The sequence below is a fragment of the Streptococcus sp. KHUD_011 genome (genome assembly GCF_046352925.1).
Taxonomy (GTDB): Bacteria; Bacillota; Bacilli; order Lactobacillales; family Streptococcaceae; genus Streptococcus.
In genome coordinates this window covers 1,259,657-1,282,403 of the sequence record NZ_CP157578.1, presented here as the reverse complement: position 1 = coordinate 1,282,403, position 22,747 = coordinate 1,259,657, and the positions used below count along the sequence as shown (strand labels likewise).

Genomic DNA, 22,747 nt, shown 5'->3' with positions numbered 1-22,747 from the left:
ATGAGTATTTTAGAAGTTAAAAATTTGAGTCACGGTTTTGGTGACCGTGCAATTTTTGAAGATGTTTCCTTCCGTCTTCTCAAAGGAGAACATATCGGTCTGGTCGGTGCTAATGGTGAAGGAAAATCAACTTTTATGAGCATCGTGACTGGTAAGATGTTGCCAGATGAAGGGAAGGTTGAGTGGTCCAAATATGTGACTGCTGGATACTTAGACCAACATTCTGTCTTGGAAGAAGGACAGTCGGTGCGTGATGTTCTCCGTACAGCCTTTGATGAGCTGTTTAAAGCAGAAGCTCGTATCAATGACCTTTATATGGAAATGGCTGAAGACGGTGCGGATGTTGATGCTCTCATGGAAGAAGTGGGAGAACTTCAAGACCGTTTAGAGAGTCGTGATTTCTATACTTTGGATGCTAAGATTGATGAAGTAGCGCGTGCCCTTGGTGTCATGGACTTTGGCATGGATACGGATGTAACCTCTTTGTCAGGTGGGCAAAGAACCAAGGTGCTTTTGGCTAAACTTCTCCTTGAGAAGCCTGATATCTTGCTGTTGGACGAGCCGACCAACTACTTGGATGCTGAGCATATTGACTGGCTTAAGCGCTATCTCCAAAACTATGAGAATGCCTTTGTCCTCATTTCACACGATATTCCATTCCTGAACGACGTGATTAATATTGTCTACCATGTGGAAAATCAACAGCTGACGCGTTATTCTGGTGACTACTACCAGTTCCAAGAAGTCTATGCTATGAAGAAATCTCAGCTAGAGGCTGCCTACGAACGTCAGCAAAAAGAAATTGCGGACCTTAAGGACTTTGTTGCCCGAAACAAAGCGCGTGTTGCAACACGAAACATGGCCATGTCCCGTCAGAAGAAATTGGATAAGATGGATATTATCGAACTGCAAAGTGAGAAACCAAAACCATCCTTTGATTTCAAACCAGCTCGTACGCCAGGGCGCTTTATCTTCCAAGCCAAGGATTTGCAAATTGGTTATGATCGTCCTCTGACCAAGCCTTTAAATCTTACCTTTGAACGTAATCAAAAGGTTGCTATTATCGGGGCAAATGGTATCGGGAAAACAACTCTCTTGAAGTCTCTCTTGGGCATTATTCCGCCAATTGCTGGGGAAGTGGAGCGTGGAGATTATCTAGAACTTGGCTACTTTGAACAAGAAGTAGAAGGCGGTAATCGCCAAACACCACTAGAGGCTGTTTGGAATGCCTTTCCAGCTCTCAACCAAGCAGAAGTTCGTGCAGCCCTTGCCCGTTGTGGTTTGACAACTAAGCATATCGAAAGTCAAATTCAGGTTTTGTCAGGTGGGGAACAAGCCAAAGTTCGTTTCTGTCTCTTGATGAATCGTGAAAACAACGTTTTAGTGCTGGACGAGCCGACCAACCATTTGGATGTGGATGCCAAGGATGAACTCAAACGTGCTCTCAAAGAATACAAGGGATCTATCCTTATGGTCTGCCACGAACCAGACTTTTATGAAGGTTGGATGGACCAAATCTGGGACTTTAACAAGCTAACTTAAAAATGAGGAAAAAAGAAATACAGTATCGAATGCGGATACTGTATTTTTTGGTTTTTAAGATTTAAAATCGTAGTCTTTCACCACTTCGATGCTATCGATAGTAATAGCAGTCGTTGGTTTGTCTTTCTCATCTTTTTCGGCTTTAGCAATCTTATCTACAACATCCATACCGTCAATCACTTGACCAAAGACTGGGTGTTTGCCGTCTAGACTAGGGTTTCCCCCTTCTTTATAGGCTTCGATGATTTTCTTTGGATACTTGCTTGTAGGGAGTTTAGCAGAGGTATCTGTAGAATTTTGGTTGATAAAGAACTGGCTGCCATTGGTGTTTGGTTGACCAGTATTAGCCATAGAAAGAGCACCCCGGATGTTATAGAGATAAGGAGTAATCTCGTTTTTGAAACCAGTTCCCTTGTCTTTAGTCTTATCCTTGTCATGCCAGATGGACTGACCGCCTGTACCGTCCCCTTTGGGATCTCCAGTTTGAACCATGAAACCATCAATGACACGGTGGAAGGTAATGCCGTTATAGTAGCCTTCTTTGGCATGAGTGAGGAAGTTTTCAACCGCTAGAGGAGCGAGTTTAGGGAAGAGTTTGATACGGATATCTCCTTGACTTGTGTGTAGAATCACTTCAGCCTCGTCTTCAGCAACTTCTTTAGATAGTTGTGGGAAATTGGCGTTTTCGTTTGTTAAAGCATCGTTTAACTCCTTGGCAGATTGGGCAGCTGCTTTGGAACTTTCTTCAGCAGCCAAGCTAGAATCTACATAGTCATCACCACGCAAACTACGTTGGATGTTGTTACATCCAGCTAGAGCTACAGTGGATAGTAAAAGAAGGGTTGCTAGTTTTTTCATTCTATTCCTCTCAAAAATTCATTTCTACTATTGTACCCTAAAAGGAAGTGGATTTCAAATGTTAGTGACAAGACAGTTTAAGAGGAAGCCAACCATAAAATCGCTTGATTAGGGGTATCAATACCATAAGTGTACTCGAAGTATTTAGGAAACCAGATCTTAAGAAAGCTCGTAAGGCATCACAATTAGTAAACGTTAATTCGAAAGAATTACTATATTTTAAAAGAGCACATTTTCAAAGGATTTTTTCTTTTGGACTCAATTACTAATTAATCAATGAACTTAATACTAGGTCTCGAAAAGAATTATGCTTCCTCTTGCTGTCTGAGTTCAAAGAGGTCTTCTACTTTCAGATTAAAAACTTGAGCAATTTTAAGAGCCATTTCTAGCGAAGGGTTGTAACGATTATTTTCCAAGTGCAGAATTGTCTCGCGTCGCATGCCGATGCGGTCGGCTAACTCCTGCTGGGTCATGCCTGTGGACTCACGAACAGATTTGAGATTAGTAATAATCTTGCTTTCTTTGGCCATGCTTATCCCCTACGTTCCAAGATAATATAGACAACCGCAAAGATGCAAATCAAGGCAGCTATGCTAATAAATATCTGGCCTATGTAAAGAGTGAGAGGCCCCATATACCCAATGATAACTGCTAGGATCATCAGTGCGCCTAGTATAAAAACAAACATCAAGCTAGCTGCCTTGGCTAAATTAGCATAAAAGCGTTCGTCCGGAGTTTCCTTGACATTTTTCAAACAGAAAAAACCAAATACAATCACTTCAATAACGAGGCCAATTCCCAAAATCCATTCTTTAATACCAGAACTTACGCTTGGGGTCGCAACCCAAATCCCTACTGTATAAAAAATGCTTGCTGCAAAAAAAAGTATCGTGTAAAGCTTAGCAGACAAGTCAAAAATAGTCTTTCCCTTACTTTTCTGACTCTTATGAGGCCATTGTTTCATATGTAGCCAGCCCCAAATAGCTACAATCTGACCTAACACTGAAATACCAGCAATAACTAACTTGGGTCCCCAACTAAGATTAGAACCAAATAAAACAATAAAATCAATAAAGAGAGCTACGGCAATCATTGCAATGAGGCCACGCATTTTTTGACTTTTTTTCATGATAGACTCCTTTTTTGTGTTATAAATATATAACACTTAAATTTTATGTTACAAATATATCACATTTAAATTTAGAAAGCAAGAATTTATGTGCCAAGGTGGCAATTATTTGAAAAATTTTTTTAATAAAAGCCCTCGATAGTCAAACAACTAAAGAATTCTTTGAAGCAATGCATCGGATTTGGTTTGGATAGTTTCGTTAATAATATCTGATGATAAAAAATTTTTGGAAAATCTAGATACTGTATGAATCTCTACTTTTTTTCTTAGACTGTTATAAACTCTGTCAGAATAAGCTTTGTAGGTGTAGAAGTTAATTTTTACAGAACTAAATTATTCCTCTATTTAGAATCTATTAATTCATATTTTATAAATTAATTAGTAGATATCGTTCTTAAAATCCTTGATATTTCGTTTGGGAACGGGCTTAGGATTTAGGAGCCAAGTATCCAAATCTCGTTCAGGCGATATGAAGGGTTTGAGTTGATGGTCTTTATAAAATGTTTCTAATACTCTTCGAAAATCAAATTCAAACTACGTCAGCTTTGCCTTGCCGTACTCCAGTACAGCCTGCGGCTAGCTTCCTAGTTTGCTCTTTGATTTTCATTGAGTATAAAATAGTATTCACGGCTAGCTTCTTTCAAACATTTATTTCCTACTTCTAACAAATTTCTAAATGGTTTAAAAATTTTATAGTCTGTCAAGTTTTTTTCTTGACACCTGCTAGAAATCTGCTATAATAGAACATGTGCTAAATAGCTCAGCTATTTCACCGAAATAAAAAAATAAGAAAAGAGAATTTAAAAATGGCAGTTAAAATCCGTTTGACTCGTATGGGTTCTAAGAAAAAACCTTTCTACCGTATCAACGTAGCAGATTCACGTTCACCACGTGACGGACGTTTCATCGAAACAGTTGGAACTTACAACCCACTTGTTGCTGAAAACCAAGTAACTTTGAAAGAAGACCGCGTTCTTGCATGGTTGGCTGATGGAGCTCAACCTTCAGATACAGTTCGCAACATCCTTTCAAAAGAAGGTGTATTGAAAAAATTCCACGATTCTAAATTCTCAAAATAAGTTTAAAGTAGGTTGACAGATGGATACGATTGAAAATCTCATTATTGCGATTGTGAAACCCTTGATTTCACAACCAGATGCCTTAACTATCAAGATTGAAGATACACCAGAGTTTTTGGAATATCATTTGGATCTTGATCAAAGCGATGTGGGTCGTGTAATCGGTCGTAAGGGTCGCACTATTTCTGCGATAAGAACGATTGTCTACTCTGTCCCAACTGAAGACAAAAAAGTAAGAATCGTTATTGACGAAAAATAAGAAGGGCGGGACAAATGTCTCGCTTTTTTTGCGAGGAGCAGGATATGAAGGATTTAACGTTTAGACAATTACAAGACTACTTACTCGAACATTACCAGCAGTCTCGGACTGAGGAAGGTCTTTTTATCAAGCTAGTGGAGGAAGTCGGAGAAGTAGCCGAAGTTTTGAATGGGCGCTCTGGTCGAAAAGAGGGCGTTCAGGATTCGAACGAGGAACTAGCAAAAGAACTGGCTGATATCATTCACTACACCGTCGCAATCGCAGCCATCAACCATATTGACCTAACTAAAACCATCTTTGAGAAAGACAAAACTGCAGCCATTAAGTACCAACATGAACGTGATTTGGAAGGATTTTTGAAGGAATTCGAGAGTTGACATACTTTTTCTCCAACTTGAGAAAATCCTTGGAACGTGATAAAATAAAGGATAAGGATTTTTTATAATTCATTATACAGAATGAGTGGATTTCTTTATGAAGAGGATTGAAGTATCTACAAAAATTGGTAATCTCTCTGTTACTTATCAAAAGCAAAAGAAAGTGCTAGTTTGTCTAAACGGAGCAGGTTTACTACCAAGTTATGAAAATTTTTCACTTATACTTGAAAAACTTCCTCCTACAATTGGTTATTTGACAATTGATTTTCCGAACACAGGTAGGAGTCCGATTCATGACCAAGCTGGAAAAAATCTAGATAATCTTGTAGATGCGGTTTATGAAGTACTTGAAGAATTAGGGATTTCTGAATATATACTTTGTGTACATAGTTTGAGTGGAATTTTAGCTTGTAAATTGCTCAACAAACCAATTAAGTGTCAGGCTTTAGTAGCAATGGAACCGACAACTAAAAAAGTCATGTTTGCTGATTTTTCAGAAAATCCTTATCCAGAAATGGAAGAGCAGATGAGGCTGATTGACGAGTATGGTCCTGAACTTTATTTTAAGAACTTAACTCAAGCAACATTTAGCCCTGAAACTAATAAAAAAATCTGGGAAATAATGCAAGAAAAAGGTTCAGAGTTGGAAAATCAAGATTCAGGATTTCAGATATCTGGAGAGATTACTGAGGAAGATTTTGAGAATGTATCTATAGAATCTTATATCCCTGTATTTATCTTTTGTCAGCCTTATAGAGCAAAAGAGTACAGAGAATCAGAATATTGGACTTCCAATACTAAACTCATTTTAGGAGGGAATCACCATTATTTACAGTGGTCTGAATCCGAAAAAATTGCGACTATTATTCGAGAATTGTCAGAATAAGATGGAAAGAAGGAGACTATAGGAGACAAGATGAACTACTTTAATGTTGGGAAAATCGTCAATACGCAGGGATTGCAAGGTGAGATGCGAGTCTTGTCTGTGACAGATTTTGCAGAAGAACGGTTTAAAAAAGGGGCTGAGCTGGCCTTGTTTGATGAAAAAAATCAGTTTGTTCAAACAGTGACCATTGCTAGCCACCGTAAACAGAAGAACTTTGACATTATTAAATTCAAAGACATGTACCATATCAATGCTATCGAAAAGTACAAGGGATACAGTCTCAAGGTTGCTGAGGAAGATTTGAATGACCTAGACGATGGTGAGTTCTACTATCACGAGATTATTGGTTTGGAAGTCTATGAGGGAGAGAACCTGATTGGAACCATCAAGGAAATCCTGCAACCAGGTGCTAACGATGTCTGGGTGGTCAAGCGAAAAGGCAAGCGTGATTTATTATTGCCTTATATCCCACCAGTGGTTCTCAATGTTGATATTCCAAATAAACGGGTCGATGTGGAAATCTTAGAAGGGTTAGACGATGAAGATTGATATTTTAACCCTCTTTCCAGAAATGTTTTCTCCGCTAGAGCACTCAATCGTTGGAAAGGCTCGTGAAAAAGGGATCTTGGATATCCAGTATCATAATTTTCGAGAATATGCTGAAAAGGCCCGCCATGTAGACGATGAGCCATACGGAGGCGGACAGGGGATGTTGCTCCGGGCGCAACCCATTTTCGATGCCTTTGATGCTATTGAAAAGAAAAATCCGCGCGTTATTCTCCTCGATCCAGCTGGAAAGCAGTTTGATCAGGCCTATGCTGAGGATTTGGCTCAAGAGGAAGAGTTAATCTTTATCTGTGGGCACTATGAGGGTTATGATGAGCGTATTAAGACCTTGGTGACAGATGAGATTTCCCTGGGGGACTATGTCTTGACTGGTGGAGAGTTGGCAGCCATGACCATGATTGATGCGACGGTTCGCCTGATTCCAGAAGTGATTGGCAAGGAGTCTAGCCACCAAGATGATAGTTTTTCTTCAGGCCTTCTCGAATACCCTCAGTACACACGTCCCTATGATTATCGAGGGATGGTTGTGCCAGATGTACTGATGAGTGGACACCATGAGAAGATTCGTCAGTGGCGATTGTATGAGAGTTTAAAGAAAACCTATGAACGCAGACCGGATTTGCTTGAACATTATCAACTGACAGTAGAAGAAGAAAAAATGCTGGCAGAAATCAAAGAAAACAAAGAATAAAGGAGATACCTATGCAAGTAATCAAACGTGATGGTGAAATTGCTGAATTTAATCCAGATAAGATTTACCAAGCTATCTTAAAGGCAGCCCAGACTGTCTATGTATTGACAGATGATTTGCGTCAAAACCTTGCACAAGTCACTAAGAAAGTGGTTTTGGATTTGGAAGAGGCCAAGGTGGAACGTGCTACCATCAGCATGATTCAGTCTATGGTTGAACATCGTTTACTGGGTGCAGGTTACATTACCATAGCAGAACACTACATTTCCTATCGTCTACAACGTGACTTGGAAAGAAGTGGTTATGGAGATCATATCGCGGTTCATTTACATTTTGAACAAATTCGCTAAGAAAAAAGAGTGGGATGAAGCAACTACATCTCACTCTTTCTTAAATCTATTTTTTTGGGCTGTTTGGACAGTTGAAGGGACAAATCGTAGGCGTTGAATATCGCTTATGCGGATAATACGGGTCACATTTTTAGCAAAATTTTTCACGATAATTTGCTGGCGTTGCTGATCGTATTTGATGATGTCACCTGTAAAACTTGTCTCAGACAAGATAAGGTGAACAGCAGTTTGTTTCTGGATAGCCTCTTCAATAGTAGCAGTTAGGGAGTTGGTTTCAGTCTGGTCAGGTTGGTCATGTCCATTTAAAAAGTCATGTATTTTATCTAGAACTTGCTGGAATTTATGTCTCATATTGGCCTCCCTTCTTTTATATCAATATTATATAAAATTTTCGTAAAATCTACAAGATTTTACGAATAAACTAATGAAAGCTAAAAAAAGGAGAAGAAAATGGCAGAATTTACATTTGAAATCGAAGAGCACTTGTTGACTCTTTCTGAAAACGAAAAAGGTTGGACCAAGGAAATCAACCGTGTGAGCTTTAATGGTGCCCCTGCAAAGTTTGATATTCGTGCTTGGAGTCCAGATCATACTAAAATGGGCAAGGGAATTACCCTCTCTAATGAAGAATTTCAAACCATGGTGGATGCCTTTAAAGGCAACTAAGTTTTCAAAATGAAAGAAAAGGATATTGAGTTATGACAACTCGATATCCTTTTTTTAGTTGGTAAAGTAAGCCTGATTTTTAAGGCGTTGAAGTAGTGGATGACTAATAAGACTAATAGCAAGAAGTTTACCAAGGTCTGGAATGATAAAGGGAATGACCCCCACAATAAGAGCTTTTTCAAATGCCATTCCAGCTAGGAAATGCAAGCTGAGGATCCCACCGACAAAAACAAGTGTATCTCCCAAGAGATTTGCTAGAAAAATTCTGACAAAACCACTATCACTGTTAGTTAGAGAAGAGGTAAGTCCAGAATAAACAAGATAAAACCAAAGATAGCCTGCAGTAGGACCAACTAAAGCCTGAAAACCAGCTCCACCTCCTGCAAAGACAGGAAGACCGATAGCACCTAGAAGAAGATAGAGTCCAACAGAAAGTACAGCCTCCCTCGGTCTAAAGACAGTAGCAATCAAGCCGATTGCAAAGTTTTGCAGAGTGAAGGGGACAGGTCCAATTGGAATACTGATTTGTGCTAAAACAGCAATGAGAGCAGCACCAATAGCAGGGATGGCATAAACGTGAGCTTTTTTCAAAATAGTTAACCTCTTTTCTGATGTATAGTAACTATTATACTCGTAGAGTAATTATTGTCAACCTATTTATAAATTCAAGGTAACAAAAACTGTAACGGCCGATTTTGCTTACTGGGTAAGTTGTTTTCATCGATTGTAAATCATCAAAAAAGAAGCAGACACATTTGTATCAGCTTCTTTTGCTTCGATTAACGCATAGTTACAAATTCTTCGGATGCAGTTGGGTGAATCGCCACAGTTGCATCAAAGTCTGCTTTGGTTGCTCCCATTTTGATAGCAACAGCAAATCCTTGAATCATTTCATCAACACCGTATCCAATTCCATGAAGTCCGACAACTTTTTCTTCTGAACCAGCTGTGATCAATTTGAAACGAGTTTCTTGACGGTTGCAAGTGCAAGCAGAGTACATAGACGTAAAGCTTGATTTGTAAACCTTGATTTGGTCTTGACCGTATTCTTTAATAGCTTGCTCTTCTGTCAAGCCAACAGTTCCGATAGCAGGGTGTGAAAAGACAACAGTTGGAATAGTTGAGTAGTCCATTTTTGCAGTTGTTTTTCCGTTAAAGAGACGTTCAGACAAAGTACGTCCAGCTTTGATAGCAACTGGAGTTAGTTCTTTTTCACCTGTTACATCACCTAGAGCGTAGATTCCTTCAACAACAGTATTTTGGTATTTATCCACTTGGATAAAGCCACGTTCATTCAGAGTTACTCCAGCTTTTTCAAGTTGCAAGCCCTTAACGTTTGGACGGCGACCTGTAGCCCAGATAACTTGGCTAGCTGTGTGACTAGTACCATCTTCGAAATGAATGGTAATTCCCTCAGCAGTTTTTTCTAACTTGGCAGGGACTTTGTGAGTATGAAGTGGCAAGTTTGTTCTTTCCATTTCCTTTACCAAACCTTCAACGATGTAAGAATCAAAACCACGTAAAGGACGATCACGACGAACAAAGAGATCTGTCTTGACACCAAAGGTGTGGAGTACGCCAGCCAATTCAACGGCGATATAACCAGCGCCTAGAATAGCAACTGACTCTGGAAGTTCTTCCCAGGCAAATACATCATCAGAAGAGCCACCTAGCTCAGCACCAGGAATATTAGGAATACTTGGATGGGCACCAGTAGCAATCACAATATGCTTAGCACGAATCAGTTCACCATTTACGCTGACAGTATGAGAATCTACAAATTCAGCATGACCTTCAATCAAGTCTACACCGTTGCGTTTAAAACTGCCATCATAAGAAGAACGAGCGCGATCAATGTAGGCTTCACGATTGCGACGTAGGGTAGCAAAGTCAAAGTTAAGATCAGTAGTCTTAAAGCCGTAGTCTTCTCCAAATTGATGGAAAGTCTCAGCGATTTGCGCCCCGTACCACATGATTTTTTTAGGAACACAACCGACGTTGACACAGGTTCCACCTAATTTCTTTTCCTCAATAACGGCCGCTTTAGCTCCGTGTTCACCAGCACGGTTCATGGTAGCAATTCCTCCGCTACCACCACCGATAGCAATGATATCATATTCTCTCATTGAAAACTCCTTTATACTCTTTTAAATAGTAGAGTGTCATTTTTTGATAGTCATATTCTATCTTTTTTTTGATTTGATTGCAAAAATCTGCTACGTTCAAAAAAATTAAAGAAAAGGCTTGCAAAAAGGAAAAATAAAGTGTATTATATAACTAGTACAATGGTAGTAAAAAATAGATTCCGAACAATAATCAAATCCCGAAATGTCATTATTTCGTTCTGAACTGTTATTGTTTATATTTGCTAATTTTTATATAATATTGTTAAGGACTTTAAATCAAAAAGGAGTTTCATTATGAAGAAGAATCGTAAAGCTAAAAAGTGGCAATTGTATGCAGCAATCGGTGCTGCAAGTGTAGTTGTATTAGGTGCTGGGGGGATTTTGCTCTTTAGACAACCATCTCAGACCGCTGTAAAAGATGAGCCTACTCATCTTGTTGTTGCCAAGGAAGGAAGCGTGGCGTCCTCTGTTTTATTGTCAGGGACAGTAACAGCAAAAAATGAACAATATGTTTATTTTGATGCTAGTAAGGGAGATTTAGATGAAATCCTTGTTTCTGTGGGTGATAAGGTCAGCGAAGGACAGGCTTTAGTCAAGTACAGTAGTTCAGAAGCCCAGGCGGCCTATGATTCAGCTAGCCGAGCAGTAGCTAAGGCAGATCGTCATATCAATGAACTCAATCAAGCACGAAATGAAGCCGCTTCAGCTCCGGCTCCACAGTTACCAGCACCAGCAGGAGGCGAAGGAGCTGCAGGGCAAACTCCAGCTCCAGTCTCAGGAAATGCAGTTTCATCTATTGATGCACAACTAGGTGATGCCCGTGATGCTCGTGCAGATGCAGAAGCGCAATTAAGTAAGGCTCAAAGTCAGTTGGATGCCATGACGGTTCTCAGTACCCTGGAGGGAACTGTGGTTGAAGTCAACCACAATGTTTCTAAATCTCCAACTGGAGCTAGCCAGGTGGTAGTTCATGTCGTAAGCAATGAAAATTTGCAAGTTAAGGGGGAACTATCTGAATATAACCTTGCCAACCTCTCTGTAGGACAAGAAGTAACCTTTACTTCTAAAGTTTACCAAGATAAGAGCTGGACTGGTAAGATTAGCTACATTTCTGACTACCCTAAAAACAATGGTGAAGCGGCAAGTGCAGCTACTGCCGCAGCAGCTGGTAATTCTGGTTCTAAATATCCATATACCATCGATGTTACAAGTGAAATCGGTGACTTGAAACAAGGATTTTCTGTAAGTGTTGAGGTCAAGAATAAGAGTAAAGCCATTTTGGTTCCTCTAACAAGTATTGTGACTGAAAATGATAAGAACTATGTCTGGGTGCTTGACGAGCAGAAAAAGGCCAAGAAAGTGGAAGTTGGTTTGGGCAATGCTGATGCAGACAACCAAGAAATCACTTCAGGTCTGACAAATGGAGTCAAGGTCATCAGTAACCCAACGTCTTCTCTAGAGGAAGGAAAAGAGGTGAAGGCTGATGAAGCAACTAATTAGTCTAAAAAATATCTGCAGGAGTTACCGTAATGGTGACCAAGAACTGCAGGTTCTCAAAAATATCAACCTAGAAGTGAATGAGGGTGAATTTGTTGCCATCATGGGACCATCTGGTTCTGGTAAGTCCACTCTGATGAATACGATCGGCATGTTGGATACACCAACCAGTGGAGAATATTATCTTGAAGGTCAAGAAGTAGCTGGATTGGGTGAAAAACAACTAGCCAAGGTTCGCAATCAACAAATCGGTTTTGTCTTTCAGCAGTTCTTTCTTCTATCCAAACTTAATGCTCTGCAAAACGTAGAATTGCCCTTGATTTACGCAGGAGTTTCGGCTTCAAAACGGCGCAAGTTAGCTGAGGAGTATTTAGACAAGGTTGAATTGACAGAACGTAGTCATCATTTGCCTTCGGAATTATCTGGTGGTCAAAAGCAACGTGTAGCTATCGCGCGTGCCTTGGTAAACAATCCTTCTATTATCCTAGCGGACGAACCGACAGGAGCCTTGGATACCAAAACAGGTAACCAAATCATGCAATTATTAGTTGAACTGAATAATGAAGGAAAAACCATTATCATGGTAACGCATGAGCCTGAAATCGCCGCTTATGCTAAACGCCAGATTGTCATTCGGGATGGAGTTATTTCGTCTGACAGTGCTCAGTTAGAAAAGGAGGAAAACTAAGATGCAGAATCTGAAATTTGCCTTTTCATCTATCATGGCACATAAAATGCGCTCTTTTCTCACTATGATTGGGATTATCATTGGTGTTTCATCAGTTGTTGTGATTATGGCTCTGGGGGATTCCATGTCTCGTCAGGTTAATAAAAATATGACCAAGTCACAGAAGAATATCCATGTCTTTTTCTCACCTATCAAAAGCAAAGATGGTTCTTTTACCCAAAAGCAATCAGCTTTAACAGTTTCTGGGAAAGAAGAGGAAGTTCCTGTGGAACCACCAAAACCACAAGAAGCTTGGGTCAAGGAGGCTGCTAAACTTAAAGGTGTAGATAGTTACTATGTAACCAACTCGACCAATACCACCCTGTCTTATAAAGACAAAAAAGTGGAGCGCGCTAGCTTGACAGGTGGAAATATTACTTACATGAAGGCGGTTGAAAATGAAATTGTTGCAGGCCGCAGTTTCATAGCTCAGGATTATAAAGATGTGGCCAGTGTCATTTTGCTAGACCAAGAACTTGCTAATAGCCTGTTTGGATCTGCTCAAGAAGCTGTTAACCAGGTTATAGATGTTGGTGGCTTTAGCTATCGTGTAATTGGTGTCTATACCAGCGATGAGGCCAAGACTGCCAAGACTTTTGGTATTGGTGGACTTCCAATTACGACTAATATTTCTCTTGCCAACAACTTCAATATGGATGAGATTTCTGATATTGTCTTCCGTGTCAATGATACCAGTTTGACACCAACTGTGGGACCAGAATTAGCTAGAAAATTGACCGAGATTGCTGGTCTTCAGCAAGGGGAGTATCAGGTGTCAGATGCGACTGCAGCCTTCCAAGAAGTACAACAATTGTTCGGTTTTATAACTACGATTATTAGTGCCATTGCAGGAATTTCACTTTTTGTTGGAGGGACTGGTGTTATGAACATCATGCTGGTTTCGGTGACGGAGCGTACCCGTGAGATTGGTCTCCGTAAGGCTTTGGGTGCAACGCGTGCCAATATTTTAATTCAGTTTTTGATTGAATCTATGATATTGACCTTGCTTGGTGGAGTCATTGGTTTAACCATTGCTACAGGCTTAACCGCTATAGCTGGCATACTCTTGCAAGGATTGATTGCGGGTATAGAAGTAGGAGTGTCAATCCCGGTTGCCCTATTTAGTCTTGCAGTTTCGGCTAGTGTGGGTATGATTTTTGGAGTCTTGCCAGCCAACAAGGCATCGAAACTTGATCCGATTGAAGCTCTTCGCTATGAATAAGATTAACAAGATGGACACTTGTCTATCTTGTTTTTGTATAGATTTCCCTATCGAAAATCATTAAAAATGTGATATAATGAAGTGTTAGAAAAACAGGTTTCATTTGCCTGGAAAGGAAAAATTATGTCTGAAAAGAATTTTTATATTACAACACCGATTTACTATCCATCTGGTAAACTTCATATTGGTTCTGCCTACACAACCATCGCCTGTGATGTCCTAGCCCGTTACAAACGCCTGATGGGTTACGATGTCTTTTATCTGACAGGTCTTGATGAGCACGGTCAGAAAATCCAGCAGAAAGCAGAAGAAGCTGGCATTACACCTCAAGCCTATGTTGATGGGATGGCAGTTGGAGTCAAAGAACTCTGGCAATTACTAGATATCTCATACGATAAATTTATCCGTACAACTGATGACTACCATGAAAAAGTTGTCGCACAAGTCTTTGAACGCTTGCTGGCTCAAGATGACATCTATTTGGGTGAATACTCTGGTTGGTATTCAGTTTCAGATGAGGAATTCTTTACAGAAAGCCAGCTCGCAGAAGTATTCCGTGATGAAGCTGGAAATGTAACTGGCGGTATTGCTCCATCAGGTCACGAAGTGGAATGGGTTTCTGAAGAATCATACTTCCTTCGCCTCAGCAAATACCAAGATCGTCTGGTGGAATTTTTCAAAGCTCATCCTGAATTTATCACTCCAGATGGTCGTCTGAATGAAATGCTTCGCAACTTTATTGAGCCAGGTTTAGAGGATTTGGCGGTTTCTCGTACAACCTTTACATGGGGTGTGCCGGTACCATCAAATCCTAAACACGTTGTATACGTTTGGATTGATGCCCTTCTTAACTATGCGACAGCGCTTGGATACGGTCAAGATGAACATGGTAACTTTGACAAATTCTGGAATGGCACAGTCTTCCACATGGTAGGAAAAGACATCCTTCGTTTCCACTCAATCTACTGGCCAATCCTTCTTATGATGTTGGATATCAAATTGCCAGATCGTTTGATTGCTCACGGTTGGTTCGTCATGAAAGACGGCAAAATGTCTAAATCTAAAGGGAATGTCGTTTACCCTGAAATGTTGGTAGAGCGTTATGGACTAGATCCACTTCGTTACTATCTCATGCGTAGCCTTCCAGTTGGTTCAGACGGAACCTTCACTCCTGAAGACTATGTAGGCCGTATCAACTACGAATTGGCCAATGACCTTGGAAACCTCCTCAACCGTACGGTTTCTATGATTAATAAGTACTTTGGCGGGCAAGTCCCTGCCTATGTAGAGGGTGTAACAGAGTTTGACCATGCTCTTGCTGACGTTGCAGAACAATCAATCGCTGACTACCACACCTACATGGGAGCAGTTGACTACCCACGTGCACTTGAAGCAGTCTGGACTCTGATCTCTCGTACCAATAAATACATCGACGAGACAGCTCCATGGGTCTTGGCTAAGGATGAAGCTCTTCGTGACCAATTGGCAAGTGTCATGAGTCATTTGGCAGCTAGCCTTCGTGTCGTTGCTCACTTGATTGAGCCGTTTATGATGGAAACCAGTCGTGCAGTCTTGAATCAACTTGGTTTAGCAGAAGTTTCTAGCCTTGAAAACTTGAGCTTGGCTGATTTCCCTGCAGGTGTGACTGTAGTTGTTAAGGGAACACCAATCTTCCCACGTCTGGATATGGAAGAAGAAATCGCCTATATCAAGGAACAAATGGAAGGTAACAAACCAGCAGTCGAGAAAGAATGGAATCCAGATGAAGTTGAACTCAAACTAAACAAGGAAGAAATCAAGTTTGAAGACTTTGACAAGGTCGAAATCCGTGTCGCAGAAGTCAGAGAAGTTTCTAAAGTGGAAGGTTCTGATAAGTTACTTCAATTCCGTCTGGATGCTGGTGATGGAGAAGATCGTCAAATTCTTTCAGGAATTGCAAAATACTATCCAAACGAACAAGAATTGGTCGGCAAGAAAGTTCAAATCGTTGCCAATCTCAAACCACGTAAAATGATGAAAAAATATGTCAGCCAAGGGATGATTCTATCAGCTGAACATGATGGAAAATTAACTCTTCTCACAGTTGATCCAGCTGTACCGAATGGAAGTGTGATTGGGTAAAAGTATACAGGACTAGTTCATGCTAGTTCTGTTTTTTATTTAACTATTATGCTTTACAAACTAGTGTGAAAGTGGTATATTATAGATGAAGTCACTAGTAGGTATTACCAAATAGATTAGAAGGGAGAAGGGATGAAAGAAACTCAACTATTAAAAGGTGTTCTTGAAGGTTGTGTCTTGGATATGATTGGTCAAAAAGAGCGATATGGTTATGAGTTGGTTCAGACTTTGCGAGAGGCTGGATTTGATACTATCGTTCCAGGAACTATTTATCCTTTGTTGCAAAAGTTAGAAAAAAATCAATGGATAAGAGGCGACATGCGCCCGTCGCCAGATGGTCCAGATCGGAAGTATTTTTCGTTAACGAAAGAAGGAGAAGATCGTGTCTCGGTCTTTTGGCAACAATGGGACGATTTGAGTCAAAAAGTAGAAGGAATTAAGAATGGAGGGTAAACCATGAAGAAAATGAAGTATTATGAAGAAACAAGCGCTTTGCTACATGAGTTTTCTGAGGAGAATCAAAAGTATTTTGAGGAACTGTGGGATAGTTTTAATCTTGCTGGATTTCTCTATGATGAGGACTACCTCAGAGAGCAGATCTATTTGATGATGTTAGATTTCTCAGAAGCAGAACGAGACGGAATGAGTGCAGAGGATTATCTAGGTAAGAATCCTAAAAAATTAATGAAAGAGATGCTCAAGGAAGCACCTCGCAGTTCTATCAAGGAGTCCCTTTTGACGCCAATTCTTGTCCTAGCGGTATTACGTTATTATCAACTACTAAGTGATTTTTCTAAAGGTTCTCTCTTAACAGTCAATTTGCTCACATTTTTAGGGCAACTTCTTCTTTTTCTGATTGGATTTGGACTTGTGGCCACAATCTTACGTTGGGGGCTAGTCCAAGATTCTCCTAAGATGAAAATTGGCACTTATATTGTCGTTGGAATTCTTGTTCTGCTAGTCGTTCTAGGATATGTAGGAATGGGAAGTTTCATACAAGAAGGAGCCTTTTATCTTCCTGCTCCCTGGGATAGTTTCCTTGTTTTTACGCTTTCTCTAGTCATCAGTATTTGGAATTGGAAAGAAGCGGTCTTTCGTCCCTTTGTCAGTATGATTGTTGCCCATCTTGTGGTAGGTTCTCTGCTTCGTTACTATAAGTGGATGGGAATTTCAAATGTTTTCCTTACAAAATTCATTCCTTTAGCTGTTCTTTTTATTGGTATTTTTCTCTTGTTCCGTGGGTTTAAGAAGATAAAATGGAGTGAAATATAGTCAAAAAGCCGTTGCAAAGCGGTTTTTTGTTATAATGAAGGGAAGAATGTTAGAAATTAAAGGAGACAAATTTGATGAGATACATAACTCTTGGTCAAGATGACAAAGAATTATCAGAAATTGTTCTCGGAATGATGAGAATAGAAGATAAGTCTGTAAAAGAAGTTGAAGAGCTTGTAGAAACAGCACTGTCTGTTGGAATCAATGCTTTCGACTTGGCTGATATATATGGTCGTGGTCGTTGTGAAGAACTATTAGGTCTTGTCCTAAAAAATCGTCCAGATTTAAGAGAAGAGATGTGGATTCAGTCAAAATGTGGCATTCGCATTGAAGAATTTACCTATTTTGATTTTTCTAAGGACTATATTATAAAATCAGTTGACGGAATTTTGCAAAGATTGAAGATAGATCATCTAGATAGCTTGCTCCTTCATCGACCAGATGCTTTGATGGAATCTGACCAAGTAGCAGAAGCCTTTGATCTCCTTTATAAACAAGGTAAGGTTCGAAATTTTGGAGTTTCTAATCAAAATCCTATGATGATGGAGTTACTTAAAAAAGATGTCAAGCAGCCGTTAGCTGTTAATCAGCTACAATTGAGTGCGGCTTTTACTCCAGGATTCGAATCAGGTTTTCATGTTAATATGGAAGATAGTCAAGCAGCTATGCGAGATGGCAGCATTTTTGAATATTGCAAATTACACGATGTGGTTATTCAAGCATGGTCTGTCTTACAATTTGGGTATTTTAAAGGGAATTTTGTTGGAAATGAGAAATTTCAAGCTTTAAATCAAGTACTTGATCGTTTAGCTACTAAATATGGAGTAACCTCTTCAACTATTGCTATTTCTTGGATATTGCGTTATCCAGCAAAAATGCAGGCAGTCGTAGGTACAACAAATCCTAAGCACTTGAGAGAAGTTAGCCAAGCGGCAAACTTTAGCTTAACAAGAAAAGAATGGTATGAAATTTATCTTGCAGCAGGGAATAATTTGCCGTAAGTAGAAGCAGATTTAAATAAATCACAGTCAAAAAAGCCGTTTCAAAGCGGTTTTTTTGTTATAATGAAGGGGAGAATTATTGATATTAAAGGAGAAAAACATGACATTTGAAGAAATTCTACCTGGGTTAAAGGCTAAGAAAAAATATGTACGAACTGGTTGGGGAGGTGCTGAAAACTATGTCCAACTTTTTGACACCATTGAACAAAACGGGGTTGCACTTGAAGTAACACCTTATTTCCTAATCAACGTTTCCGGGGAGGGAGAAGGCTTTTCCATGTGGAGTCCGACACCTTGTGATGTTTTGGCGACAGATTGGGTAGAAGTGAATGACTAAACGTGTATTGATTACGGGAGTGAGTTCAGGAATCGGCCTAGCACAAGCTCGCCTCTTTTTAGAGAATGGCTTTCAAGTTTATGGAGTTGACCAAGGTGAAAATCCACTCTTAGAGGGTGATTTCCACTTTTTTCAGAGAGATTTGACCTTGGACTTGGAGCCTATTTTTGACTGGTGTCCTCAGGTAGATATTTTGTGCAATACTGCCGGAGTTTTGGATGATTACAAACCACTGTTGGAACAATCAGCGCAGGAAATTCAAGAGATTTTTGAAATCAACTACGTTACTCCAGTAGAGTTGACTCGCTATTATTTGACCAAAATGTTGGAGAATAAAAAAGGATTCATTATCAATATGTGTTCCATTGCTTCAAATCTAGCAGGAGGTGGTGGTCACGCCTATACTTCATCTAAGCATGCCTTGGCTGGATTTACCAAGCAGTTGGCTCTAGACTATGCTGAAACTGGGATTCAGGTCTTTGGTATCGCTCCAGGAGCAGTCAAGACAGCTATGACAGCTGACGACTTTGAACCAGGTGGCTTAGCAGACTGGGTGGCGAGTGAAACACCAATCAAGCGCTGGATTGAGCCAGAGGAAATAGCAGAGATTAGCCTTTTCTTAGCAAGTGGGAAAGCGAGTGCCATGCAAGGACAAATTCTGACAATAGATGGCGGATGGTCTTTAAAGTAGGGAGAATAAAGTTAATAAAAAGGAGCGCCCATGACACCGCAAGAAATGTGGAATGCCTACAAGAAAATTAACCCCTCTATAGGAGATGAAATCGATGCTTGGGCTTTTGGAGTGGAACCAGACCTTTTAGCAGATTTGGTTTTAAGAGGCGAAAAGACTGCAACAGCTTCAGCCTACGACCTCTATGCACTAGAAGCCGAGTCTCTTCCTCAAGAAGGAACTTTTGATGTCATTTTAGATAGTCAAAATCAGGCTGTCTGTATTGTCGAAATTACAAAGGTTTCTGTCCAGCCCTTCAATCAAGTTTCTGCTCAACATGCCTATAAGGAAGGTGAGGGAGACAAATCACTTACCTATTGGCGTCAGGTTCATGAGGATTTTTTCACAGACTGTTTGGGTGAAGCAGGACTGACTTTTACACCTGAAAGCAAGGTTGTTTTAGAAGAATTTCGCAAGGTCTACCCACTGTAGACTGTTAGACGGAAGAAAGTTTTGGAAATCGCCGTCCAATCCTTTTTTCTCCAGCAAAACATGATATAATAAGTTTGTTTGAAGAAGAGCAGCAGCTCTTAAACTTAGAATAGGAGAAAATTATGCAAGCAGTTGAACATTTTATTAAGCAATTTGTTCCTGAACATTATGATTTATTTTTAGACTTGAGTCGTGAGACCAAGACGTTTTCAGGGAAAGTGACCATCACTGGGCAAGCACAGAGTGACAGCATTTCCCTTCATCAAAAAGACTTGGAAATCGCTTCTGTAGAAGTTGCAGGGGAAGCTCGCCCATTCACAGTCGATAATGAAAACGAGGCTCTTCATATCGAACTTGCAGATGCAGGTCAAGTTGAAGTGATTATCGCTTTTTCAGGTAAAATCACAGACAACATGACTGGGATTTACCCTTCTTATTACACAGTTGACGGAGTCAAGAAGGAAGTCTTGTCTACTCAATTTGAGAGCCATTTTGCGCGTGAAGCCTTCCCATGTGTGGATGAGCCAGAAGCCAAAGCAACTTTTGACCTTTCTCTACGTTTTGACCAAGCAGAAGGTGAATTGGCCTTGTCTAACATGCCAGAAATCGATGTTGAAAACCGTAAGGAAACAGGTATCTGGAAGTTTGAGACAACACCTCGCATGTCTTCTTACTTGTTAGCCTTTGTAGCAGGTGATTTGCAAGGTGTAACGGCTAAAACTAAAAACGGTACCCTCGTAGGTGTTTATTCAACCAAAGCCCACCCACTATCTAACCTTGATTTTTCACTGGACATCGCTGTTCGCTCTATCGAGTTTTACGAAGATTACTATGGAGTTAAGTACCCAATCCCTCAATCTCTCCACATCGCCCTTCCTGACTTCTCAGCTGGAGCTATGGAAAACTGGGGTCTTGTGACTTACCGTGAAGTTTACTTGGTTGTAGATGAGAACTCTACCTTTGCCAGCCGTCAACAAGTTGCCCTTGTTGTGGCCCATGAATTGGCTCACCAATGGTTTGGTAACCTGGTAACTATGAAATGGTGGGATGACCTTTGGCTCAATGAAAGCTTTGCTAACATGATGGAGTACGTCTGTGTGGATGCTATTGAACCAAGCTGGAATATCTTTGAAGATTTCCAAACAGGTGGTGTTCCATCTGCCTTGAAACGTGACGCGACTGATGGTGTTCAGTCTGTTCACGTCGAAGTGAAACATCCAGACGAAATCAATACACTATTTGATGGCGCTATCGTCTATGCCAAAGGAAGTCGCCTCATGCACATGCTTCGTCGTTGGCTAGGTGATACCGATTTTGCCAAAGGTTTGCATGCCTACTTTGAAAAACATCAATACAGCAATACAATTGGTCGTGACCTTTGGGATGCTCTTGGTCAAGCGTCTGGACGTGATGTCGCAGCCTTCATGGATTCTTGGTTGGAACAACCTGGTTATCCAGTTCTCACTGTCAAAGTTGAAAATGATGTCTTGAAGATTTCACAAAAACAATTCTTCATCGGTGAGCACGAAGATAAGAATCGCCTCTGGGTTGTACCACTCAACAGCAACTGGAAAGGCTTGCCAGATACACTTGAAACTGAAAGTATCGAAATCCCTGGCTACGCAGCTCTTCTTGCTGAAAACAAAGGAGCTCTTCGTCTCAACACTGAAAATACAGCCCACTACATTACCGACTATCAAGGAGACTTGTTGGATGCAGTTCTTGCTGACCTAGTTGAGCTTGATAACACAAGCAAACTGCAAATCGTCCAAGAACGTCGCTTGCTTGCTGAAGCAGGGCACATTTCTTATGCTGACTTGCTCCCAGTCCTTGATAAACTTGCTAAGGAAGAGTCTTACCTTGTGGTTTCAGCTGTTTCTCAAGTAATTTCTGCCCTTGAGCGCTTTATCGATGAAGGAACAGAAGCTGAAAGAGCCTTCAAAGCCTTGGTTGCTAAATTGGCTCGTCATAATTATGACCGTCTTGGTTTTGAAGCTAAAGATGGCGAATCAGATGAGGATGAATTGGTTCGTCAGTTGGCCATTTCTATGATGATTCGCTCAAATGATGCAGAAGCTAGTCAAGCCGCTAGCCAAATCTTCGCAGCACACAAGGAGAATCTTGCAGGACTCCCAGCAGCTATTCGTTCACAAGTTCTCATCAATGAGATGAAACATCATGAGACTAAAGACTTGTTAGCACTTTATCTTGATACTTATACGCACGCAACAGATGCTGTCTTTAAACGTCAGTTGGCAGCAGCTCTTGCCTACAGTAAAGATGCGGACAATATCCAAACCTTGATTACTTCTTGGAAGGACAAATTTGTGGTCAAACCACAAGACTTGTCTGCTTGGTACTTCCAGTTCTTAAGCCATCAAGCAACTCAGGAAACAGCATGGTCTTGGGCTCGTGAAAATTGGGCTTGGATTAAGGCAGCTCTTGGTGGAGATATGAGCTTTGATAGCTTTGTTATCCTTCCTGCTCACGTATTTAAGACTCAGCAACGCTTGGCAGAGTACAAGGAATTCTTTGAACCGCAACTTTCTGACCTTGCTCTTAGCCGTAATATCGGTATGGGAATCAAGGAAATTGCAGCGCGTGTTGACTTGATTAACCGTGAAAAAACTGCAGTGGAAGCAGTCGTTCTTCAATACGGAACTAACTAATTAAGACTAAATGACAATAAAACTCAGCTATCTCATGTAATACTCTTCGAAAATCAAATTCAAACCACGTCAGCGTCGCCTTACCGTACTCAAGTACAGCCTGCGGCTAGCTTCCTAGTTTGCTCTTTGATTTTCATTGAGTATAAAATGCAGAGAGTTGAGTTTTTTTTAAGGCAAATTTGGTATAATGGTTTTAATAAGGAGGAGTT

Annotated in this window: 26 protein-coding genes; 20 read left to right on the top strand and 6 right to left on the bottom strand. The window is 40.4% G+C overall.

Annotated features, from left to right (window positions below; genetic code table 11):
- Nucleotides 1–1,542 carry an ABC-F family ATP-binding cassette domain-containing protein gene (locus ABKJ27_RS05950; protein ID WP_050253125.1) on the top strand — a complete coding sequence of 514 codons (1,542 nt, stop codon included), beginning with the start codon at nucleotides 1–3 and terminating at the stop codon, nucleotides 1,540–1,542.
- A 54-nt stretch (nucleotides 1,543–1,596) separates the two neighbouring features.
- Here the strand turns inward: ABKJ27_RS05950 and ABKJ27_RS05945 are convergent, their stop codons facing one another.
- The 3 genes from ABKJ27_RS05945 to ABKJ27_RS05935 all read right to left on the bottom strand — a co-directional run bounded on the left by ABKJ27_RS05945 (nucleotide 1,597) and on the right by ABKJ27_RS05935 (nucleotide 3,529).
- Nucleotides 1,597–2,400, bottom strand: a complete 804-nt coding sequence (locus ABKJ27_RS05945; RefSeq protein ID WP_084862389.1) for a peptidylprolyl isomerase — start codon at nucleotides 2,398–2,400, stop codon at nucleotides 1,597–1,599.
- Nucleotides 2,401–2,705: 305 nt separating this feature from the next.
- A complete protein-coding gene (locus ABKJ27_RS05940; protein ID WP_001041101.1) occupies nucleotides 2,706–2,930 on the bottom strand; it encodes a helix-turn-helix transcriptional regulator in 225 nt (74 codons plus the stop codon).
- A 2-nt stretch (nucleotides 2,931–2,932) separates the two neighbouring features.
- A complete protein-coding gene (locus tag ABKJ27_RS05935; protein ID WP_049499631.1) occupies nucleotides 2,933–3,529 on the bottom strand; it encodes a hypothetical protein in 597 nt (198 codons plus the stop codon).
- An 806-nt stretch (nucleotides 3,530–4,335) separates the two neighbouring features.
- Between ABKJ27_RS05935 and rpsP the strand changes: the two genes are divergently transcribed.
- From rpsP to ABKJ27_RS05900, 7 genes are all read left to right on the top strand, one after another.
- Nucleotides 4,336–4,608 (top strand): 30S ribosomal protein S16, encoded by a 273-nt coding sequence (rpsP, locus tag ABKJ27_RS05930; protein WP_000268760.1) that lies wholly within the window; start codon nucleotides 4,336–4,338, stop codon nucleotides 4,606–4,608.
- A gap of 19 nt (nucleotides 4,609–4,627) precedes the next feature.
- Nucleotides 4,628–4,867, top strand: coding sequence for an RNA-binding protein KphA (gene kphA, locus ABKJ27_RS05925; protein WP_000379617.1), 240 nt, complete (start codon nucleotides 4,628–4,630; stop codon nucleotides 4,865–4,867).
- Nucleotides 4,868–4,911: 44 nt separating this feature from the next.
- A complete protein-coding gene (locus ABKJ27_RS05920) occupies nucleotides 4,912–5,244 on the top strand; it encodes a MazG nucleotide pyrophosphohydrolase domain-containing protein (protein WP_024057004.1) in 333 nt (110 codons plus the stop codon).
- A gap of 97 nt (nucleotides 5,245–5,341) precedes the next feature.
- A complete protein-coding gene (locus ABKJ27_RS05915) occupies nucleotides 5,342–6,130 on the top strand; it encodes an alpha/beta fold hydrolase (protein WP_049502152.1) in 789 nt (262 codons plus the stop codon).
- A gap of 30 nt (nucleotides 6,131–6,160) precedes the next feature.
- Nucleotides 6,161–6,679, top strand: a complete 519-nt coding sequence (gene rimM / locus ABKJ27_RS05910; RefSeq protein ID WP_261150541.1) for a ribosome maturation factor RimM — start codon at nucleotides 6,161–6,163, stop codon at nucleotides 6,677–6,679.
- Nucleotides 6,669–7,388, top strand: coding sequence for a tRNA (guanosine(37)-N1)-methyltransferase TrmD (gene trmD, locus ABKJ27_RS05905; RefSeq protein WP_410011508.1), 720 nt, complete (start codon nucleotides 6,669–6,671; stop codon nucleotides 7,386–7,388). The genes rimM and trmD overlap by 11 nt, the downstream gene beginning before the upstream one ends.
- An 11-nt stretch (nucleotides 7,389–7,399) precedes the next feature.
- On the top strand, nucleotides 7,400–7,738 hold the full coding sequence (locus ABKJ27_RS05900) for an ATP cone domain-containing protein (protein WP_001196040.1): 339 nt from the start codon (nucleotides 7,400–7,402) through the stop codon (nucleotides 7,736–7,738).
- A 30-nt stretch (nucleotides 7,739–7,768) separates the two neighbouring features.
- On the opposite strand, the gene ABKJ27_RS05895 is transcribed toward ABKJ27_RS05900, so the two are convergent.
- On the bottom strand, nucleotides 7,769–8,089 hold the full coding sequence (locus ABKJ27_RS05895) for a hypothetical protein (RefSeq protein WP_084888448.1): 321 nt from the start codon (nucleotides 8,087–8,089) through the stop codon (nucleotides 7,769–7,771).
- A 99-nt stretch (nucleotides 8,090–8,188) separates the two neighbouring features.
- On the opposite strand from ABKJ27_RS05895, the gene ABKJ27_RS05890 reads away from it, so the two are divergent.
- Nucleotides 8,189–8,404, top strand: a complete 216-nt coding sequence (locus ABKJ27_RS05890; RefSeq protein WP_000807422.1) for a YdbC family protein — start codon at nucleotides 8,189–8,191, stop codon at nucleotides 8,402–8,404.
- 54 nt (nucleotides 8,405–8,458) lie between these two features.
- Here the strand turns inward: ABKJ27_RS05890 and ABKJ27_RS05885 are convergent, their stop codons facing one another.
- Nucleotides 8,459–8,995, bottom strand: coding sequence for a biotin transporter BioY (locus tag ABKJ27_RS05885; protein WP_261150539.1), 537 nt, complete (start codon nucleotides 8,993–8,995; stop codon nucleotides 8,459–8,461).
- A gap of 188 nt (nucleotides 8,996–9,183) precedes the next feature.
- Nucleotides 9,184–10,530 carry a glutathione-disulfide reductase gene (gene gor, locus ABKJ27_RS05880; RefSeq protein WP_261150537.1) on the bottom strand — a complete coding sequence of 449 codons (1,347 nt, stop codon included), beginning with the start codon at nucleotides 10,528–10,530 and terminating at the stop codon, nucleotides 9,184–9,186.
- A 291-nt stretch (nucleotides 10,531–10,821) separates the two neighbouring features.
- On the opposite strand from gor, the gene ABKJ27_RS05875 reads away from it, so the two are divergent.
- The 11 genes from ABKJ27_RS05875 (at nucleotide 10,822) to ABKJ27_RS05825 (ending at nucleotide 22,538) form a co-directional block, all read left to right on the top strand.
- Complete coding sequence (locus tag ABKJ27_RS05875; RefSeq protein ID WP_261150552.1) at nucleotides 10,822–12,030, top strand: efflux RND transporter periplasmic adaptor subunit; 1,209 nt, start codon at nucleotides 10,822–10,824, stop codon at nucleotides 12,028–12,030.
- Nucleotides 12,014–12,715 (top strand): ABC transporter ATP-binding protein, encoded by a 702-nt coding sequence (locus tag ABKJ27_RS05870; RefSeq protein WP_000811472.1) that lies wholly within the window; start codon nucleotides 12,014–12,016, stop codon nucleotides 12,713–12,715. Before ABKJ27_RS05875 ends, ABKJ27_RS05870 begins: the two co-directional genes overlap by 17 nt.
- Nucleotide 12,716: 1 nt before the next feature.
- Nucleotides 12,717–13,976 (top strand): ABC transporter permease, encoded by a 1,260-nt coding sequence (locus ABKJ27_RS05865; RefSeq protein ID WP_049502146.1) that lies wholly within the window; start codon nucleotides 12,717–12,719, stop codon nucleotides 13,974–13,976.
- A gap of 123 nt (nucleotides 13,977–14,099) precedes the next feature.
- Entirely contained in the window at nucleotides 14,100–16,097 is a 1,998-nt protein-coding gene (metG, locus tag ABKJ27_RS05860) for a methionine--tRNA ligase (RefSeq protein WP_371483587.1), read from the top strand.
- A 132-nt stretch (nucleotides 16,098–16,229) separates the two neighbouring features.
- Entirely contained in the window at nucleotides 16,230–16,550 is a 321-nt protein-coding gene (locus ABKJ27_RS05855) for a PadR family transcriptional regulator (protein ID WP_000665421.1), read from the top strand.
- Nucleotides 16,551–16,553: 3 nt separating this feature from the next.
- Entirely contained in the window at nucleotides 16,554–17,369 is an 816-nt protein-coding gene (locus ABKJ27_RS05850; RefSeq protein ID WP_000738387.1) for a hypothetical protein, read from the top strand.
- Between the two features lie 74 nt (nucleotides 17,370–17,443).
- On the top strand, nucleotides 17,444–18,370 hold the full coding sequence (locus tag ABKJ27_RS05845; protein ID WP_001269441.1) for an aldo/keto reductase: 927 nt from the start codon (nucleotides 17,444–17,446) through the stop codon (nucleotides 18,368–18,370).
- A gap of 100 nt (nucleotides 18,371–18,470) precedes the next feature.
- Nucleotides 18,471–18,707: a DUF2829 domain-containing protein gene (locus tag ABKJ27_RS05840; protein ID WP_000141914.1), complete on the top strand. Its 237-nt coding sequence runs from the start codon at nucleotides 18,471–18,473 to the stop codon at nucleotides 18,705–18,707.
- Nucleotides 18,700–19,398 carry a 3-oxoacyl-ACP reductase gene (locus tag ABKJ27_RS05835; protein ID WP_000167120.1) on the top strand — a complete coding sequence of 233 codons (699 nt, stop codon included), beginning with the start codon at nucleotides 18,700–18,702 and terminating at the stop codon, nucleotides 19,396–19,398. Before ABKJ27_RS05840 ends, ABKJ27_RS05835 begins: the two co-directional genes overlap by 8 nt.
- A gap of 30 nt (nucleotides 19,399–19,428) precedes the next feature.
- The gene (locus ABKJ27_RS05830) at nucleotides 19,429–19,869 is read left to right on the top strand and encodes an ASCH domain-containing protein (RefSeq protein ID WP_000188807.1); all 441 of its coding nucleotides are present in this window, start codon (nucleotides 19,429–19,431) and stop codon (nucleotides 19,867–19,869) included.
- Between the two features lie 122 nt (nucleotides 19,870–19,991).
- Nucleotides 19,992–22,538 (top strand): M1 family metallopeptidase, encoded by a 2,547-nt coding sequence (locus ABKJ27_RS05825; RefSeq protein WP_410011507.1) that lies wholly within the window; start codon nucleotides 19,992–19,994, stop codon nucleotides 22,536–22,538.
- The last annotated feature ends 209 nt before the right edge of the window (nucleotides 22,539–22,747 follow it).

Excerpts from the sequence above, each read along its gene's own strand:
- ABKJ27_RS05950 (WP_050253125.1), top strand. The coding sequence starts at position 1 with ATGAGTATTTTAGAAGTTAAAAATTTGAGTCACGGTTTTGGTGACCGT.
- ABKJ27_RS05945 (WP_084862389.1), bottom strand. The coding sequence starts at position 2,400 with ATGAAAAAACTAGCAACCCTTCTTTTACTATCCACTGTAGCTCTAGCT.
- ABKJ27_RS05940 (WP_001041101.1), bottom strand. The coding sequence starts at position 2,930 with ATGGCCAAAGAAAGCAAGATTATTACTAATCTCAAATCTGTTCGTGAG.
- ABKJ27_RS05935 (WP_049499631.1), bottom strand. The coding sequence starts at position 3,529 with ATGAAAAAAAGTCAAAAAATGCGTGGCCTCATTGCAATGATTGCCGTA.
- rpsP (WP_000268760.1), top strand. The coding sequence starts at position 4,336 with ATGGCAGTTAAAATCCGTTTGACTCGTATGGGTTCTAAGAAAAAACCT.
- kphA (WP_000379617.1), top strand. The coding sequence starts at position 4,628 with ATGGATACGATTGAAAATCTCATTATTGCGATTGTGAAACCCTTGATT.
- ABKJ27_RS05920 (WP_024057004.1), top strand. The coding sequence starts at position 4,912 with ATGAAGGATTTAACGTTTAGACAATTACAAGACTACTTACTCGAACAT.
- ABKJ27_RS05915 (WP_049502152.1), top strand. The coding sequence starts at position 5,342 with ATGAAGAGGATTGAAGTATCTACAAAAATTGGTAATCTCTCTGTTACT.
- rimM (WP_261150541.1), top strand. The coding sequence starts at position 6,161 with ATGAACTACTTTAATGTTGGGAAAATCGTCAATACGCAGGGATTGCAA.
- trmD (WP_410011508.1), top strand. The coding sequence starts at position 6,669 with ATGAAGATTGATATTTTAACCCTCTTTCCAGAAATGTTTTCTCCGCTA.
- ABKJ27_RS05900 (WP_001196040.1), top strand. The coding sequence starts at position 7,400 with ATGCAAGTAATCAAACGTGATGGTGAAATTGCTGAATTTAATCCAGAT.
- ABKJ27_RS05895 (WP_084888448.1), bottom strand. The coding sequence starts at position 8,089 with ATGAGACATAAATTCCAGCAAGTTCTAGATAAAATACATGACTTTTTA.
- ABKJ27_RS05890 (WP_000807422.1), top strand. The coding sequence starts at position 8,189 with ATGGCAGAATTTACATTTGAAATCGAAGAGCACTTGTTGACTCTTTCT.
- gor (WP_261150537.1), bottom strand. The coding sequence starts at position 10,530 with ATGAGAGAATATGATATCATTGCTATCGGTGGTGGTAGCGGAGGAATT.
- ABKJ27_RS05870 (WP_000811472.1), top strand. The coding sequence starts at position 12,014 with ATGAAGCAACTAATTAGTCTAAAAAATATCTGCAGGAGTTACCGTAAT.
- ABKJ27_RS05865 (WP_049502146.1), top strand. The coding sequence starts at position 12,717 with ATGCAGAATCTGAAATTTGCCTTTTCATCTATCATGGCACATAAAATG.
- metG (WP_371483587.1), top strand. The coding sequence starts at position 14,100 with ATGTCTGAAAAGAATTTTTATATTACAACACCGATTTACTATCCATCT.
- ABKJ27_RS05855 (WP_000665421.1), top strand. The coding sequence starts at position 16,230 with ATGAAAGAAACTCAACTATTAAAAGGTGTTCTTGAAGGTTGTGTCTTG.
- ABKJ27_RS05850 (WP_000738387.1), top strand. The coding sequence starts at position 16,554 with ATGAAGAAAATGAAGTATTATGAAGAAACAAGCGCTTTGCTACATGAG.
- ABKJ27_RS05845 (WP_001269441.1), top strand. The coding sequence starts at position 17,444 with ATGAGATACATAACTCTTGGTCAAGATGACAAAGAATTATCAGAAATT.
- ABKJ27_RS05840 (WP_000141914.1), top strand. The coding sequence starts at position 18,471 with ATGACATTTGAAGAAATTCTACCTGGGTTAAAGGCTAAGAAAAAATAT.
- ABKJ27_RS05835 (WP_000167120.1), top strand. The coding sequence starts at position 18,700 with ATGACTAAACGTGTATTGATTACGGGAGTGAGTTCAGGAATCGGCCTA.
- ABKJ27_RS05830 (WP_000188807.1), top strand. The coding sequence starts at position 19,429 with ATGACACCGCAAGAAATGTGGAATGCCTACAAGAAAATTAACCCCTCT.
- ABKJ27_RS05825 (WP_410011507.1), top strand. The coding sequence starts at position 19,992 with ATGCAAGCAGTTGAACATTTTATTAAGCAATTTGTTCCTGAACATTAT.